Here is a 14829-nt window from a genome sequence, read left to right on the forward strand (position 1 = left end):
CGACGCCGGAGCGTCAGCGCAGCGCTGCTGAGAGCGCGTCCACGACCCGCTGCTGTTGGGCGGCGGTGATCTGCGGGAAGAGCGGGAGGGACAGCATCCGGTCGGCGGCCAGCTCGGCGTGCGGGAAGGCCCCGCGTCCATGGCCGAGGTGGGCGAAGGCCGGGGTGAGGTGGACCGGGGCCGGGTAGTGCACGCCGGCTCCGATGCCCTCCGCGTTGAGCTTGCCGACGACCGCGTCGCGGTCCGCGCCGCTGACCCGGATGACGTACAGGTGCCAGACGTGGACGTTGCCCGGCGCCGTGACCGGCAGGGTGAGGCGTCCGGTGGCCGCCAGGTCCCCCAGCAGCCCGTCGTAGCGGGCGGCGGCTGCCCGGCGGGCCTCGTTCCCCTCGGCGAGCCGGGCCAGCTTGGCCCGCAGCACCACGGCCTGCAAACCGTCGAGCCTGCTGTTGAAACCGGCCACGTCGTGGCGGTACTTGGCTACGCCACCGTGGTTGGCCAGCGCCCGGACCAGGTCGGCGGCCTCCTCGTCGTCGGTCACCACCGCGCCCGCGTCCCCGTAGGCGCCCAGGTTCTTGCCCGGGTAGAAGCTGGTCGCGGCGATCCCGCCGCTGCCGGGGGTGCGGCCCTCGCGGGAGGCACCCTGGCTCTGCGCGGCGTCCTCGACGAGCTTGGCGTACGAGGGCAGGCCCGCGGCCAGGGAGGCCGTGTCGGCGCACTGTCCGTACAGGTGGACCGGGACCACCGCGCGAGTGGCCGGGGTGACCGCGTCGAGCGCGGCCTGCGGGTCCAGCAGCAGGGTGTCGGGGAGGCAGTCGGCCAGTACCGGCCGGGCGCCGATCCGGGCGACCGCTCCGGCGGTGGCGATGAAGGTGTTCGCGGGCAGCACGACCTCGTCGCCGACGCCCACCCCGCTGGCCCGCAGGGCCAGTTCCAGGGCATCGGTGCCGTTGGCCACGCCGACGCAGTGCCCGACCCCGGCGAAGGCCGCGTACTCCCGCTCGAAGGCCCGGACCTCCTCGCCGCCGATGAAGGCGGTGTTTGCCAGCACGCGGTCGAATCCCGCACGTAATTCGTCCGCGACCTCGGCGTGCGCGGCCTTCAGGTCGACGAGCGGTATCTGGTTCATGCGGCTGTGCTCCCCATCCGTGTCTCCGGCCTGCGGCCGGTCTCCGACTCATCGGCCCGCAGCTCTTCGAGCGCCGGGCCCCCCGCCTCGCGCAGCCGGCGGGCGGGGCTCCCGGCCCACACCTCGCCGGCCGGCACGTCGGCCAGGACCGTGCTTCCCATCCCGGTCAGCGACCAGGCGCCGACCTTCGTGTACTCCCTGACCAGCGCGCCGGCGCCCACGTAGGCACCGCGCCCCAGCCGTACCCCGCCGCCGAGGCGGACCCCGGAGGCCAGGGTCGCGAAGTCCCCGACCTCGTCGTCGTGGGTGAGGACCACGTGCGGCATGACCGCGACGTGGGCCCCCACCCGTACCGCGGCCGTCAGCACGCAGTGCGCGAGCAGCACCGTGCCCGGCCCGAGGACCGAGGAACCGGAGAGCGCCGCCGTGGGGTGGACCACGGTGGCGTACCGGCTCGCGGGCAGCGCCAGGCGCCGCACCAGGCGGGCGCGTACCCCGTAGTCGCGGGGGCTGCCGACGCACACCACCACGCGGGCGTCGGTGCGTTCGTGCACCAGGGCGCTGCCGCCCAGCACGGGCACGCCGTCGACGTCCCGGCCGTGCAGGGCGGGATCGTCGTCGAGGTGCCCGGCGAGCCGCCAGCGCGGGACCCGGTCCGCCGCCAGGTCCGCGGCGGTCGCGTCCCGTACGGCCTGCGCCGTCTCCCGGGCGAACCCGCCCGCGCCGACGATCAGCAGGCTCGTCGGCGCGGTCTCGGTCTGGGGACCGTGCGGCCCGCTCATCCGCCGTCGGCCTGTTCGCGCAGCACCGCCACCACCCGGTCCTGCTGCTCCTCGGTCATCGTGTGGAACAGCGGCAGGATCAGCGAGTCGCGGGTGATCCGCTCGGTCACGGGCAGCGCCGCCGCACCGTGGTCGGCGTACGCCGGCTCCAGGTGGGAGGCCATGATCCCGCGCCGGGCCGAGATCCCGGCCGCGGCCAGCACGGCGAGCAGCTCGTCGCGGCCCACGGGGAAGTCCTCGGCCAGGAGCACCCAGTACGACTGGAAGTTGCCCTCGCCGTGACCGGGGTCCCGGACCGGGGTCAGGCCCGGGACACCGGCGAGGAGCCGCGCGTACCGGGCGGCGAGGGAGCGCCTGCGGGCCACGATCTCGTCCAGCTTGCCCAGTTGCACCAGGCCGACCGCGGCCTGGATGTCGGTCATCCGGTAGTTGTAGCCGACCTCGAGGTAGCTCTCGGCGATCGGCTTGCTGCTCGCGTGCCGCTGCGCCGCGGACACGTTCATGCCGTGTTCGCGCAGACGGCGCAGCCGCTCCGCCCACGCGGCGTCGTCCGTGGTGACCATGCCGCCCTCGCCGGTGGTGATCACCTTGCGGGGGTGGAAGGACCAGGCGGCCAGCAGTGCCCCCTGGCCGACTGATTTGCCGCCGACGGTGGCGCCGATGCCGCAGGCGGCGTCCTCCACCAGGGCCAGGCCCCAGTCGGCGCAGGCGGCGCGCAGGGCGTGCACGTCGGCCGGGACCCCGCCCTGGTGGACGGCGATCACCGCCTTGGTGCGCGGGGTGCGAACGGCGTCCACGGTGGCCGGGGTCAGGTTCCCGGTGGTCTCCTCGACGTCCGCGAACACCGGGTGCGCTCCCACGTAGCGCACCGCGTTGGCCGTGGCGATGAAGGACAGCGAGGGGACGACGACCTCGTCGCCCGGACCGAGGTCCAGCGCGATGAGCGAGAGGTGCAGGGCGGTGGTGCACGAGCTCACCGCGATGCCGTGCTCCGCGCCCACCCGCTCGGCGAAGGCCCGCTCGAACTCCGCGACCCTGGGTCCCTGGGCCACCCACCCGGACAGCACCGCGTCGGCGGCTGCCCGCGCCTCGTCCTCCCCGAGCCACGGGATCATGACGGGGATCCGCGCGGGTGCCGGGTCCGGAGCCGGAGCCGCGCCGGTGTCCCGGGCGCTCATCGGCCGGCCTCCGCGTCGGTCGCGCCCGTGGTCTCCGCGGTCACTGCGGCCTCCGCGCGCTCGGAACGCCACCAGTCGACCAGGTCCCGCAGCCCGCTGCGCAGGTCGATCTCGGCCGTGAAGCCGAGGCGGTCCGCGGCCTGCGAGGTGTCCGCGAGCCTGCGGGTCACCCCGTTCACGGCGCGGGCCGGGCCGTGCTCCGGCGCCATCCCCTCGGCGTCCATGGCCTCCAGGAGGCCGTTCGCCAGGTCGAGGAGACTGGTCTCGGAGCCGCTCGCGATGTTGAACACCTCGTCGGTCAGGTCCGATTCGGCGGCCAGCAGGTTGGCCCTGGCGATGTCCCGGACGTCGACGAAGTCCATGGTCTGGGTGCCGTCGCCGAGGATCAGCGGCGGTTCGCCCGCGGCGATCCGCTCCATCCAGCGGATCAGCACCTCGGTGTACAGCCCGTGGATGTCCATCCGGGGGCCGTACACGTTGAAGTAGCGCAGTGCGACGTAGTCCAGCCCGTACATGGCGTGGAAACTGCGCAGCACGCCCTCGTTGAAGGCCTTCGCGGCCCCGTAGAAGGTGTCGTTGTTGTAGGCGTGGTGACGCTCGGTGGTCGGGAAGGACTCCGCCATCCCGTAGACCGAGGCCGAGGACGAGGCGATGACCTTGCCCACGCCTGCGGCCGCGGCGGCCTCGAGTACGTTGAAGGTCCCGTCGACCATCACCTCGTTGGCCAGCCGCGGCTCTTCGGCGCACTGGGTGATCCGGATCGCCGCCAGGTGGAAGACCAGGTCGGCGCCCTCGGTCGCCTTGCGCACGGCCGATATGTCCCGGATATCGCCCTCGACCAGGTCCACCACTCCGCTGGGCAGTGCGCGGGCCAGGTTGGCTCGGCGTCCCCGTACGAAGTTGTCGAGCACGACGATCTCGCGTGCCCCGTTGTCCACCAGCAGGTCCACCAGGTGCGAGCCGATCGTGCCCGCTCCGCCGGTGACCAGAATCCTCTTGCCTCGTACGCTGCTCAACGCCCTGCCCCTACTGAGTCGGTCATGGTGTTCCCTGCTGTGCCCGGCGCGCCGCACGCGTCCCGGGCGGCGTTTTCAACGCTCAACGACCGGTGCGCAGTCCGACGACGGCGCCCTTGAACTCCAGGCTGCGGGAGGCTGCTTCGAGGATGTCGAGGACCTGGAGTCCGGCCCGGCCGTCGGTGAGCGCCGGCCGCCGCGTCCTGATCGCCGCCGCGAACTCCTCGACCATGCTGCGCAGGGCCTCCTTCTCGCCGATCGCGGGTGCCACCATGTCGCCGGTCCGGTAGGAGACGAGCATGTCGCGGCGCTCGTCCGCGCCGATCTCCTGCGGTGCCGTGAGGTCGACCCCCCGGTCGAACACCGCGACCCGCTGCGTGGGGTTGAGGTCGTCCCACACCAGGGTGCGCTTGGAGCCGCCGACCATCGTGGTGCGGACCTTCACCGGGGACAGCCAGTTGACGTGCACGTGCGCGATGGCGCCGGTGTTGAGCTGGAGCGTCAAGTAGGCCACGCAGGACTGGCCGGCCCCGATCGGGTCGGCTCCGTGGGCGGCGACGGCGACCGGGTGGACGTTGTCCGGGAGGATGAAGTCGAGGACCGAGAGGTCGTGGGGGGCCAGGTCCCACAGGACGTCGATGTCCTTCTGGACCAGCCCGAGGTTGATCCTCACCGAGTCCACGAACTGGATGTCGCCGAGTTCGCCGGAGCGGACCATGTCCCGGATGCGGCCCACCGCCGGGGTGTAGCAGTAGGTGTGGTCGCACATCAGCGTGAGGCCGCGTTCCTCGGCCTCGTTGACCAGCCGCAGTCCGTCCTCGTAGGTGGCGGCGAGCGGCTTCTCCACGAGGACGTGCTTGCCGGCGCGCAGGGCGGCCAGGGCGACGTCGAGGTGGGTGCCGGCCGGGGTGGCCACGGCGACGGCGTCGACGGCGGGGTCGGCCAGGACCGCCGCGTAGTCCTCGGTCGCCTGGACCGTGGAGTACCCGCCGAGCACCTGCCGTGCCCGGTCCACGTTCAGATCACAGAGCCAGCGGAGCCGGAACTCCGGACTCGACTGGAAATTGCGGACGAGATTGGGGCCCCAGTAGCCCGCTCCGACGACGGCGACCCCTAACGGCTCGGTCCGTCCCGCACCCGCACCTGCGCCCGTGGCGTCCCGCCCGGCGTCCTTCGCGGTGTCCTTCACAGCGTTCCCTTTCCTTCCGCGCACGCCCGCGGGCGTGTCGACGACCCATGGCCGGAACGCGTGCGAAGGAAGGGGGTGCCGTCGAGGGCATGCCGGGCGCCTGCGCGACCCGTGCGTGACCCGCCCGACGGTGATGGCCCCCACGACCGATGCCGTACGTGTTGCACGTACTTCCGCCCCCCGGCCGTCCGGCACCCCTAGCGCCGGCCGGCCACGGACAGGCGGCCTGTTCCCCCAAGCCGCCGAACCCGTAACCTGCCCCAACTACCCTGCGCCGACTGGATCGCAGCGTGGACCCCGGCGTTGCCGAAGCACGCCCAATCCGGTCGGCTGCGTTCAATCTAGACCACGGGGCGTACCCCCGGGGAGAGTTGGAGGAAACGGTCGGTACGGGCGTTCGAGCATGCATACTTCCGGGGTGACCAGCATCGTGATCCCGGCCCACAACGAGGGCCGGGTCATCGGCCGGCTCCTCGACGCGCTCCTGGACGGGGCCCCGGCCACGGGCCCCGACATCGTCGTGGTGTGCAACGGCTGTACCGACGACACCGCCGCGGTGGCCGCCGCACGAGGCCCCCGCGTACGGGTGGTCGAGATCCCGACTCCGTCCAAACACCGGGCACTTCGGGTGGGCGACGAGCACGCGCGCGGCTTCCCGCGTCTCTACGTGGACGCGGACGTGGTGGTCGGCGCGGCCGACGTACGGGCCCTCGCCGACACCCTCGCCACCGACCCGGCCCTGCTCGCGGCGGCCCCCGGCCGGGACATTCCGTTTACCGGCTGCGCCTGGCCGGTCCGGGCCTACTACCGGGTCTGGCAGCTGCTGCCGGCCGTCCGCGAGGGACTGTTCGGGCGCGGGGTCATCGCGGTGACCGAGCCGGGGCACGCCCGGCTCGCCGCCCTGCCGCCGCTGATGGCCGACGACCTGGCCGCTTCCCTGGCCTTCGCACCGGCAGAGCGCCGGGTCGTGGAGTCGGCCAGGGTCGTGGTGCTCCCGCCTCGCACCTGGGGCGACCTGATCAAACGCCGTGTGCGGGCCGCGACTTCCTCCGCCGAGCTCGAGCGGTTCCAGGCGGCGCGGGCCTCCGGCCCCGCGGCGCCCCCGCCGTCCGCGCGCACCGGCACCGGAGACCTGCGGGCACTGCTCCGGGCACAGCCGCGGCTGCTGCCGGGGGTGGTGGTGTTCGTCGTGGCGGCCCTCGCGGCCCGCCGGGGAGCCCGCAAAGCCATCCGGACCGGGGACTTCTCCACCTGGCTGCGCGACGAGAGCAGCCGACAGGACTGAGTGACGGGCGGAGCCGAGCGGCCGGCAGGACGGAGCTGCCCCACGGTCCGGAGCGGCCGAATCCCTCCGTAAGCAGCCCAGTTGGCCCGTACAACCATTAGGGTGCCATTCGCACGTACGACTGGCTCACCGCACAGACGCAAGCCGGACCGGGAGTTCGAAAGCATGTACCTCGCGGACCGCTCCGCGCCCGAGGACGCGAAGTCCACCGCCGACGGATCCCCCGTCCGCGGACCCGCGGTCGCCTCGGCCGTCCTCGCACTGGGCTCGGTCAGCCTGATCACCGACGTCTCCTCGGAGATGGTCACCGCCGTCCTGCCGCTCTACCTCGTCGCCGGACTGGGCCTGAGCCCGCTCGGTTTCGGCGCGCTCGACGGCCTGTACAACGGGGTCAGCGCGCTGGTGCAGCTGACCGGCGGCCACCTCGCCGACCGGATCCGCAACCACAAGCTGATCGCCGGCATCGGTTACGGACTGTCCGCGGCGTGCAAGCCGCTGCTGCTGCTCGCCCACAGCCTGGGCCCGGTGGCGCTGATCCTCGCCCTGGAACGCACCGGCAAGGGCCTGCGCACCGCCCCGCGCGACGCACTCATCTCCCTCTCCACGCCGCCCGAGTCGCAGGGCCGGGCCTTCGGCGTGCACCGCGCCATGGACACCACCGGGGCCCTGCTCGGGCCGCTCGCCGCCTTCTTCATCCTGAGCGTGACGGTCGACGGTTACGACGCCGTCTTCGGGGTCAGCGCCTGCGTGGCCGCACTGGGCGTGGTGGTGCTCCTGCTGTTCGTCCCGTCCGGCGCGGAGCCGGGACCCACCCGCCCGAAGCCCGCCGCTCCCCCGGTACCGGCTCCGCGGCAGCCCGCTCCTCCCGGGGCGGCTCCGCCCCAGGCCGCCTCCCCGAAGCCGGACGCGGTGAACCTGCGCGACGCGCTGGGACTGCTGCGGCTCCCCCGGCTGCGCGCCCTGGCGGGCTGCGCCGCCCTGCTCGGGCTCACCACCGTCAGCGACGCCTTCCTCTATCTGCTGCTCCAGGACCGCACCGGCATCGGCGAGCGGTGGTTCCCGCTGCTCCCCCTGGGCACCGCGGCCGTGTTCCTGCTGCTGGCCGTGCCGGCCGGCGCCCTCGCGGACCGCATCGGCCGCCGCACCGTGTTCGTCACCGGGCACGCCCTCCTGCTGACCGGGTACGGGCTGCTCCTGTGGGCTCCGGACCTGCCCGCGCTCCCCTACCTGGTCCTCGCCCTGCACGGCATGTTCTACGCCGCCACCGACGGGGTGCTGCCCGCCGCCGTCGCCGCGGCCGTCCCGGCGAAGCTGCGGGCCACCGGCATCGCGCTCGTCGGCACCGGCCAGGCCCTGTCCCGCTTCGGCTGTTCGCTGGCCTTCGGCGCCGCGTGGACGGTCCTGGGCTCGGGCCCGGCGCTCGCCGCCGCGGCGGCCGGCCTGTGCTGCTGCGCGGCCGTCGCCGGTTTCGTACTCCGCCCCACGGCCCCGGACGGCGCCGCCGCCGGGGCCCCGCAACCCCGACGCCCCCGAGGACACCGATGACGCGCTCACGCCGGCTGCTCGTACTCGCCCTGGCCGTGCTGCTCCTCGGAGGCGTGGCCGGCGTGCTGGTGGTGCGCGCCGCCGCCCGGTCCGAGCAGACCCGCGCGGGCGACCCGACGGCCGCCCCGGGCAAGGTCACGCTCGACCGGCGCGACGGCCTGGCCTTCCTCAACGGCGCGAAGGGCCCGCACCGCGGAGCCCTGGTCTCCGTACCGGACCGCGCCCGGCAGGACGAGCGGACCGCATCGGGCCTCACCTGCCTGCGCTTCCACGCCTCGGCCGGCACCGGCGTGTGCCTGAATTCCTCCCCGGGCGCGCTCGCCCAGGACAACCGGGCGCTGATCGTCGACTCCGAGCTGCGCACGGTGCGCGCGTTCCCGCTCGCGGGCACCCCGTCCCGGGCCCGGGTCTCGCCGAGCGGCCGCTTCGCCGCCTGGACGGTCTTCGTCGCCGGGGAGTCCTACGGTTCCGCGTTCTTCTCCACCCGGACCTCGATCGCGGACACCCGTACGGGGGCGCTCGAACCTGATCTGGAGAAGTTCGCCATCGAGCTGGACGGCCGCCCCTACAGCGCGAGCGACGCCAATTTCTGGGGCGTCACCTTCTCCAAGGACGACGACACCTTCTACGCCACCCTGGGCACGAACAGCCAGACCTACCTGGTGAAGGGGTCGATCGCGCGGCGCAGCGTCACCACCCTCGCCTCGAACGTCGAATGCCCCTCCCTGTCCCCCGACGAGACCCGGATCGCGTACAAGAAGCGGGTCCAGCGCGGCGCGTCCTTGTGGCGCGAACACGTACTGGACCTCAGCACGCTGCGGGAGCACCCGCTGGCGGAGAAGCGCAGCGTGGACGACCAGGCGCTCTGGCTCGACGACCGGACCCTGGCCTACGCCCTGCCCACCGAAGGCTCCGTGGACACCACGGACCTCTGGACGGTCCCGGCGGACGGCACCGGATCACCCCGCATCCTGGCACCGGCGGCCTCTTCCCCCACCCGGCTGGGCTGACCGGCCGGGCTCGTCTGCCGGGCTGTCCGCTCTCCCGCTCGGGCCGTGCGCTCCATCCCGCCGGGGCGGGAGGCGTGCCCGGGGGGCCGCAGAATCGTTGGGGCGGGCATGGGCACTCCACACGCCGTCTCCCCGTCCCCGGCCCGGCACCGGGCACCCGAGCGCGCCCCCGCCGCGATGGCACGGGGCATCCCCCGGCAGCAGTCGGGCAGCGCCGTCCCTTCGGGCGGGGCGGTCGTCTTCGAACAGCTCGCCCGCGAGTGGGAGGCGCGCGGGGCCACCGTTCCGGGCCGTCCCGACCCGCTGTGGGAGCGGCTGATCACCTACGCGCACTTCCAGCGCGAGACGGACGCAACGCTGCGCAGCCTGCGCCTGGACGGGGCCGAACCCCCGCCGGCCCCCACCGCGGCGGGCCCGCGCTGGACCAGGGCATGAGCCGGGCATGAGCCGGGGCGTACGGAACGGCCCAGGGCCCCGGTCGGTGGTGGCCGACCGGGGCCCTGGGCTCCGTACGCGTTGTTCCCGCTGTTCCCGCTGTTCCCGCTACACGTTCGAGGGGGCGCCCAGCATGGCGGACGCCTTCTGGAGCGGGGTCAGGCCGACGGCGGGCGCCGGGACCGTTTCCTGCGCGCGGCAGGTGAAGCCCAGGGCGGTCAGGGCCCTGATGACCTCGGCGGCGGTGAAGTCGCGGCGGTCCTGGCGGGTGACGACGGCGCCCACCTGCTTCACGGGGTAGGAACGACGCCCTATGACCACCGAGTCACCGGTGATCGGTTCGGGCTTGACGCCCTTCATCGATTCCAGGACCCCGGCCTTGGTCAGGTCGAACGGAAAGCGGGCGATGACGAAGCGCATGCTGCCTCACAGGTAGAAGAGAACCGTCCGTGCCCGGTCCGGCAGGATCCGGGCGGGGCTACCTAAGCCGCCGTGGTGGCCGGGGACTGGCGCTGCGGCCCCCGGGCGGTGGCGGCGGTCCTGCTGCGCCGGTCCTGCGCGGGCCGGCTGCGGCGGCCGCGGGAGGCGCCGCCGGCGCCACCCCTGGGCCGCTCGGTGACGGGGGCCGTGATGACGACCGGGACGCCGGACGGCGCCTGGGCGCCGGTGATCCGGCTCAGCTCGGCCTCGCCGGAGCGGACCTGAGCGGTCTGCGGGGTGATGCCCGCGGCCTGCATGAGACGGACCATGTCGCGGCGCTGGTTGGGGAGGACCAGCGTGACGACGCTGCCGGACTCGCCTGCGCGGGCGGTGCGGCCGCCGCGGTGCAGGTAGTCCTTGGGGTCGGTCGGCGGGTCCACGTTGACGACCAGGTCGAGGTTGTCGACGTGGATGCCACGGGCCGCGACGTTCGTCGCCACGAGCACGCTGACGTGCCCGGACTTGAACTGCGTGAGGGTACGGGTGCGCTGGGGCTGCGACTTCCCGCCGTGCAGGGCCGCGGCGCGCACCCCGTTGCTCAGCAGGTGCTCGGTCAGCCTGTCCACGCCGTGCTTGGTGTCCAGGAACATGATCACGCGGCCCTCGCGGGCGGCGATCTCGGTCGTGGCGGCCTGCTTGTCGAAGTTCTGCACGTGCAGGACGTGGTGCTCCATCGTGGTCACCGCGCCCTGCGAGGGGTCGACGGAGTGCACGACGGGGTCGGTCAGGTAGCGGCGGACCAGCAGGTCGACGTTGCGGTCGAGGGTGGCGGAGAACAGCATCCGCTGGCCCTCGGGACGCACCTGGTCGAGGAGCGCGGTGACCTGCGGCATGAAGCCCATGTCCGCCATCTGGTCGGCCTCGTCGAGGACGGTGATCGCGACCTGGTTCAGCCGGCAGTCACCCCGCTGGATGAGGTCCTTCAGCCGGCCCGGGGTGGCGACGACCACTTCGGCTCCGGCGCGCAGTGCGCCGGCCTGCCGGTGGATCGGCATGCCGCCGACGACGGTGGCGATCCTCAGCTTCACCGCGCGGGCGTAGGGCGTGAGGGCCGCGGTGACCTGCTGGGCGAGCTCACGCGTGGGTACGAGGACCAGCGCGAGCGGCTGGCCCGACTCGGCCTGCTGTCCGGCGGTGCGGGCCAGCAGCGCGAGGCCGAAGGCCAGCGTCTTGCCCGAGCCGGTGCGGCCGCGTCCCAGGACGTCCCGGCCCGCGAGGCCGTTGGGCAGCGTGGCCGCCTGGATCGGGAAGGGGGTGGTCATGCCCTCACGGGTGAGCGTGGTGAGCAGCTGGGCCGGCATGGCCAGGTCGGCGAACGCCTCGACGGCGGGCAGCGCGGGGACCACGGTGACCGGCAGGGCGAACTCGCCCTGCGGTGCGACGGGACGGCGACCGTAGCCGCCACCGCCCGAGCGCTTGGGGCCCCCGCCGGAGCGGCTGGGGACCGAGGAGCCGAAGCGGCTGCCGGAACGGCTGGAGGAGCCGGAGGAGCCCCCGTACGAGCCACCGTAGGAGCTGTTGGAGCCGTAGGAGCTGCCGGATCCACCCGAACGGGAGGACGAAGAGCGGTCATTCATGCGGGTCGTGCGGTTCATGCAGAGAACCTTCCTCGATACGGCGCACATCGAGGAGTTCTCGGCAGCGTAAATCTGGCCGCACGAGGATTCACAAGAATGAGCCGGAGCATAAAAAAAGATATGACGAAGTCGAATCGAACTTCGATCGACCGGTCAGATAATGATTATCACCCTATGTGCCGGCGGAATGTGCGCCGCATGCGGGTGGGGAGCCGAGGAGTGCATCCATCGGCCGAACGGTGGGGCGCTGGGACAGGTTTCCCCATCGCGCCGCTCACGCGGGCCCGGACGGCCCGTAGATCCTGAAACGCAACGAGCTGGGGCCCGCACCCCAAGGTGCGGGCCCCAGCTACGCGGTTACGCGTGAACGTCAGGCGGTGACGATGTTCTCGGCGGTCGGGCCCTTCTGGCCCTGCGCGATGTCAAAGCTGACCTTCTGGCCTTCCTGAAGCTCACGGAAGCCCTGCGAGGCGATGTTCGAGTAGTGGGCGAACACGTCAGGACCGCCACCCTCCTGCTCGATGAAGCCGAAGCCCTTTTCCGCGTTGAACCACTTCACGGTGCCATTAGCCATGTTTTTATCTCCTTCGGGGCACAGCCCAGAGATCCGCACTGTGCGAACCTCAAGTCGCCGATGATTGCCCAGCCCGGAAAACGCCGGAAAAAGAAGAACACTCGCCCTGCTCCTGCGAAGAGGAGTGGGCAGAGTTGCTCGAAATTTTGGGAACCACAACTGCAACTCAAACCACAGTAGCACGCCGGGGTCGGATCGGCGTGAAAATAAAACGCGCCCGTTCACCGCTCAAGAAATTCTCATCCCGCCCGCATATATTTTCCGTCCCGGTGGGCAGGGATTTTCCGGCGGCGGTTCGGTGGTGGTCGGGAGCGACCCCCGGATCCCGTACAGTGATGTTCACAACGACGCGGGGTGGAGCAGCTCGGTAGCTCGCTGGGCTCATAACCCAGAGGTCGCAGGTTCAAATCCTGTCCCCGCTACAAAAGGTTCGGCCCCCTTGACGCCCAGGCGTCAAGGGGGCCGAACTCGTTTCCGGGCCGGATCTACTTGATGCGGGTGTTGAGGAAGCCGGCCGCGGCGAAGGCGACCGCCGTGGCGGCGAGCGAGACCGTGTCGGAGCCCAGGGAGAGCACTGCGGCGAAGACCACGGTCGGGCCGAGCTCCATCGCGGTGTTCATGACCCCGCCGGCGAGTCCTGCCTGGTGGGGCTCCACCCCGTCCGTGGCGAGCACCGCGGCCCCCGCGAAGGCGGCCGCCGTACCGGCGGGCAGCAGGAGCAGGCCGGGGAGCAGGCCGTAGGCGTACGGGATCTCCGCGGCCAGGCCGGTGAGCGCGAGGAGAGCGAGCCCCGCCGCGGCGATCACGAGTCCGGCGGTGGTGACGCGGGGCGCTCCGTACCGGGCCACGAGGGGGCCCGCCACCCGGCCGGCCACGAGCAGCGCCACCGCGAAGGGGAGGAACGCGGCGGAGGTCCGCAGCGCCGACCAGCCGAGTTCCTGCTGCAGGTGGAGGGAGAGGAGGACGAAGGTCACGGCCGTGCCGGCGGCGGTGAGGCCGATGGCCGCGAGGGCGAGGACCCGGCGCCGGTCGCGGAGGAATCCGAGCGGGAGCAGGGGGTCACGGACCCGGCGCTCCACCAGCGGGAAGGCCAGCAGGAGCGCCGCCGCGGTGAGCAGGGTGACCAGGACTCCCGTCGACCCCCAGGACTGGACGTCGGTGAGGACGAAGCCGTAGCTGGCGAGGCTGATTCCGGCGGTGGCCAGCAGGGCGCCCGGCAGGTCCAGCGAGCGGCCCTCTCCCGCCGGGGTGGCGGGCAGCAGCCGGGGAGCCAGCAGAAGTGCGGCGACGGCGACGGCGACCGGGACCGCGAAGGCCAGTCGCCAGGTGGTCAGGGCCGAGATGACTCCGGAGAGGAGGTTCCCGGCGGTCGCGCCGAGCACCGACAGCCCGCCCCAGGTCGCCATCGCCCGTCCGAACGCGGCGGGCTCGGGGAAGACCGCCCTCAGGACCGCCATGGCGGCGGGTGCGGTGAGTGCGGCACCCACCCCCTGGGCGAAGCGGGCGGTGAGCAGGGTCCCGGAGCCCTGGGCGAACGGAGCGGCGAGAGAAGCCACGGCGAAGAGGAGCAGTCCGGCCGTGAGTACCCGGCGCCCGCCGAACCGGTCAGTGAGGCGGCCCCCGAAGAGCAGGAGGCCGGCGAAGCTCAGCCCGTAGGCGGCGCTCAGGAGCATCAAGTCATCGCGGCCCAGGGTGAATTCACGGCCGATCGCGGGCAGCGGAACGATGAGCGAGGTGAGCGCGAAGATCAGCGTCATCTGCACGGTGCCGAGCAGTGCGAAGGCCGGGCCGGACGCCGGGCGGGCCGCCCCGGATCCGGACGCGGTGAGCGTCTTCGTGGTGTGTGCGGTCTGCGTGACGGTCATTACTCCCCCTTGAACTGGATCGTACATTCCAGAATGAAGCCTTGAAAGAACCTCCCCGAAGGGAGGCGCCGTACAGTCGTGCGGTCACACGGTCACACGGTCACGCGGTCACGCGGCCGGCCGGTCGCGGGCCGTCAGTCGAGCAGCGTCAGGGCCTGCTCCGCCGCGTCCCGCGCCCGGGCCGGGTCCTGCGAGGCCTTGCCCACGACGCGCATGCCCTGCATCAGGACCAGCAGCATCCTGGCGAGCATGCGCGGATCACGGTCCGCGGGCAGCTCCCCCTGGGCCTGGGCCCTGGTCAGCGCCGAGTGCAGCAGGGTCTCGACGTGGCTCCAGCTCGCTTCGACCCTGCGGGCCGCCGCCGGGTCGTGCACACCGAGCTCCGTGGCCGTATTGGTCACGAAGCAGCCGTTCAGCCGCAGTTCGTCGGTGCTCGACTCCGCGGCGAAGCGGCGTACCACCGTCCGCACCGCCGGCAGCGCGGGCCCCGGCTGGGACAGCTCGCGCAGCAGGCCGGGGTCGCGTTGCTCGTTGTAGCGGTCCAGCGCCTTCAGATAGAGCTCACGCTTGTTCCCGAAGGTGGCGTACATGCTGGCCCGGCCGATGCCGAGCTGCTCGACGAGGTCCGCCATCGACGTCGCCTCGTAGCCGCACCGCCAGAACAGCTCCAGAGCCGACTGCAGCGCGGCGTCCGGATCGAATTCCTTGGTCCTGGCCACATCCCGTACTGTACGAGATATTGGAACGGTCAGTCAAGTAATCCG

General features: G+C 72.6%; 14 protein-coding genes and 1 tRNA gene. 5 read left to right on the forward strand and 10 right to left on the reverse strand.

Annotation, left to right across the window (positions count from 1 at the left end; all coding sequences use genetic code 11):
- Positions 1-13: 13 nt before the first annotated feature.
- The 5 genes from ACFYM0_RS04640 to ACFYM0_RS04660 all read right to left on the reverse strand — a co-directional run bounded on the left by ACFYM0_RS04640 (position 14) and on the right by ACFYM0_RS04660 (position 5294).
- On the reverse strand, positions 14-1129 hold the full coding sequence (locus ACFYM0_RS04640) for a DegT/DnrJ/EryC1/StrS family aminotransferase (protein ID WP_388496442.1): 1116 nt from the start codon (positions 1127-1129) through the stop codon (positions 14-16).
- Positions 1126-1911, reverse strand: coding sequence for a NeuD/PglB/VioB family sugar acetyltransferase (locus tag ACFYM0_RS04645; RefSeq protein ID WP_388496445.1), 786 nt, complete (start codon positions 1909-1911; stop codon positions 1126-1128). The genes ACFYM0_RS04640 and ACFYM0_RS04645 overlap by 4 nt, the downstream gene beginning before the upstream one ends.
- Entirely contained in the window at positions 1908-3089 is a 1182-nt protein-coding gene (locus ACFYM0_RS04650) for a DegT/DnrJ/EryC1/StrS family aminotransferase (protein WP_388496447.1), read from the reverse strand. The genes ACFYM0_RS04645 and ACFYM0_RS04650 overlap by 4 nt, the downstream gene beginning before the upstream one ends.
- Positions 3086-4105, reverse strand: a complete 1020-nt coding sequence (locus ACFYM0_RS04655) for an NAD-dependent epimerase/dehydratase family protein (RefSeq protein WP_388496449.1) — start codon at positions 4103-4105, stop codon at positions 3086-3088. Before ACFYM0_RS04655 ends, ACFYM0_RS04650 begins: the two co-directional genes overlap by 4 nt.
- An 82-nt stretch (positions 4106-4187) precedes the next feature.
- Entirely contained in the window at positions 4188-5294 is a 1107-nt protein-coding gene (locus tag ACFYM0_RS04660; RefSeq protein WP_388496452.1) for a Gfo/Idh/MocA family protein, read from the reverse strand.
- Positions 5295-5712: 418 nt separating this feature from the next.
- Between ACFYM0_RS04660 and ACFYM0_RS04665 the strand changes: the two genes are divergently transcribed.
- From ACFYM0_RS04665 to ACFYM0_RS04680, 4 genes are all read left to right on the forward strand, one after another.
- Positions 5713-6579 carry a glycosyltransferase gene (locus ACFYM0_RS04665; RefSeq protein WP_388496453.1) on the forward strand — a complete coding sequence of 289 codons (867 nt, stop codon included), beginning with the start codon at positions 5713-5715 and terminating at the stop codon, positions 6577-6579.
- A gap of 165 nt (positions 6580-6744) precedes the next feature.
- Positions 6745-8124 (forward strand): MFS transporter, encoded by a 1380-nt coding sequence (locus ACFYM0_RS04670; protein WP_388496456.1) that lies wholly within the window; start codon positions 6745-6747, stop codon positions 8122-8124.
- On the forward strand, positions 8121-9134 hold the full coding sequence (locus tag ACFYM0_RS04675) for a TolB-like translocation protein (protein ID WP_388496459.1): 1014 nt from the start codon (positions 8121-8123) through the stop codon (positions 9132-9134). Before ACFYM0_RS04670 ends, ACFYM0_RS04675 begins: the two co-directional genes overlap by 4 nt.
- A 108-nt stretch (positions 9135-9242) precedes the next feature.
- Positions 9243-9569, forward strand: coding sequence for a hypothetical protein (locus ACFYM0_RS04680; protein ID WP_388496461.1), 327 nt, complete (start codon positions 9243-9245; stop codon positions 9567-9569).
- Between the two features lie 108 nt (positions 9570-9677).
- On the opposite strand, the gene ACFYM0_RS04685 is transcribed toward ACFYM0_RS04680, so the two are convergent.
- The 3 genes from ACFYM0_RS04685 to ACFYM0_RS04695 all read right to left on the reverse strand — a co-directional run bounded on the left by ACFYM0_RS04685 (position 9678) and on the right by ACFYM0_RS04695 (position 12200).
- Entirely contained in the window at positions 9678-9989 is a 312-nt protein-coding gene (locus ACFYM0_RS04685; RefSeq protein WP_388496463.1) for an SCO5918 family protein, read from the reverse strand.
- Positions 9990-10051: 62 nt separating this feature from the next.
- On the reverse strand, positions 10052-11644 hold the full coding sequence (locus ACFYM0_RS04690) for a DEAD/DEAH box helicase (RefSeq protein ID WP_388496465.1): 1593 nt from the start codon (positions 11642-11644) through the stop codon (positions 10052-10054).
- Between the two features lie 352 nt (positions 11645-11996).
- On the reverse strand, positions 11997-12200 hold the full coding sequence (locus tag ACFYM0_RS04695) for a cold-shock protein (RefSeq protein WP_053678014.1): 204 nt from the start codon (positions 12198-12200) through the stop codon (positions 11997-11999).
- Positions 12201-12548: 348 nt separating this feature from the next.
- Between ACFYM0_RS04695 and ACFYM0_RS04700 the strand changes: the two genes are divergently transcribed.
- A tRNA-Met gene (locus ACFYM0_RS04700) sits at positions 12549-12622 on the forward strand.
- Positions 12623-12685: 63 nt separating this feature from the next.
- On the opposite strand, the gene ACFYM0_RS04705 is transcribed toward ACFYM0_RS04700, so the two are convergent.
- Both ACFYM0_RS04705 and ACFYM0_RS04710 read right to left on the reverse strand, forming a co-directional pair.
- Positions 12686-14065 (reverse strand): MFS transporter, encoded by a 1380-nt coding sequence (locus ACFYM0_RS04705; RefSeq protein ID WP_388496468.1) that lies wholly within the window; start codon positions 14063-14065, stop codon positions 12686-12688.
- Positions 14066-14199: 134 nt separating this feature from the next.
- Positions 14200-14784, reverse strand: coding sequence for a TetR/AcrR family transcriptional regulator (locus ACFYM0_RS04710; RefSeq protein ID WP_388496470.1), 585 nt, complete (start codon positions 14782-14784; stop codon positions 14200-14202).
- Between the last annotated feature and the right edge of the window lie 45 nt (positions 14785-14829).

Source organism: Streptomyces sp. NPDC006487, assembly GCF_042870555.1.
GTDB lineage: Bacteria > Actinomycetota > Actinomycetes > Streptomycetales > Streptomycetaceae > Streptomyces.

Bases quoted from the DNA above. Each gene is read 5' to 3' on its own strand.
- ACFYM0_RS04640 (WP_388496442.1), bottom strand. From the start codon at position 1,129: ATGAACCAGATACCGCTCGTCGACCTGAAGGCCGCGCACGCCGAGGTC.
- ACFYM0_RS04645 (WP_388496445.1), bottom strand. From the start codon at position 1,911: ATGAGCGGGCCGCACGGTCCCCAGACCGAGACCGCGCCGACGAGCCTG.
- ACFYM0_RS04650 (WP_388496447.1), bottom strand. From the start codon at position 3,089: ATGAGCGCCCGGGACACCGGCGCGGCTCCGGCTCCGGACCCGGCACCC.
- ACFYM0_RS04670 (WP_388496456.1), top strand. From the start codon at position 6,745: ATGTACCTCGCGGACCGCTCCGCGCCCGAGGACGCGAAGTCCACCGCC.
- ACFYM0_RS04675 (WP_388496459.1), top strand. From the start codon at position 8,121: ATGACGCGCTCACGCCGGCTGCTCGTACTCGCCCTGGCCGTGCTGCTC.
- ACFYM0_RS04680 (WP_388496461.1), top strand. From the start codon at position 9,243: ATGGGCACTCCACACGCCGTCTCCCCGTCCCCGGCCCGGCACCGGGCA.
- ACFYM0_RS04685 (WP_388496463.1), bottom strand. From the start codon at position 9,989: ATGCGCTTCGTCATCGCCCGCTTTCCGTTCGACCTGACCAAGGCCGGG.
- ACFYM0_RS04690 (WP_388496465.1), bottom strand. From the start codon at position 11,644: ATGAACCGCACGACCCGCATGAATGACCGCTCTTCGTCCTCCCGTTCG.
- ACFYM0_RS04695 (WP_053678014.1), bottom strand. From the start codon at position 12,200: ATGGCTAATGGCACCGTGAAGTGGTTCAACGCGGAAAAGGGCTTCGGC.
- ACFYM0_RS04705 (WP_388496468.1), bottom strand. From the start codon at position 14,065: ATGACCGTCACGCAGACCGCACACACCACGAAGACGCTCACCGCGTCC.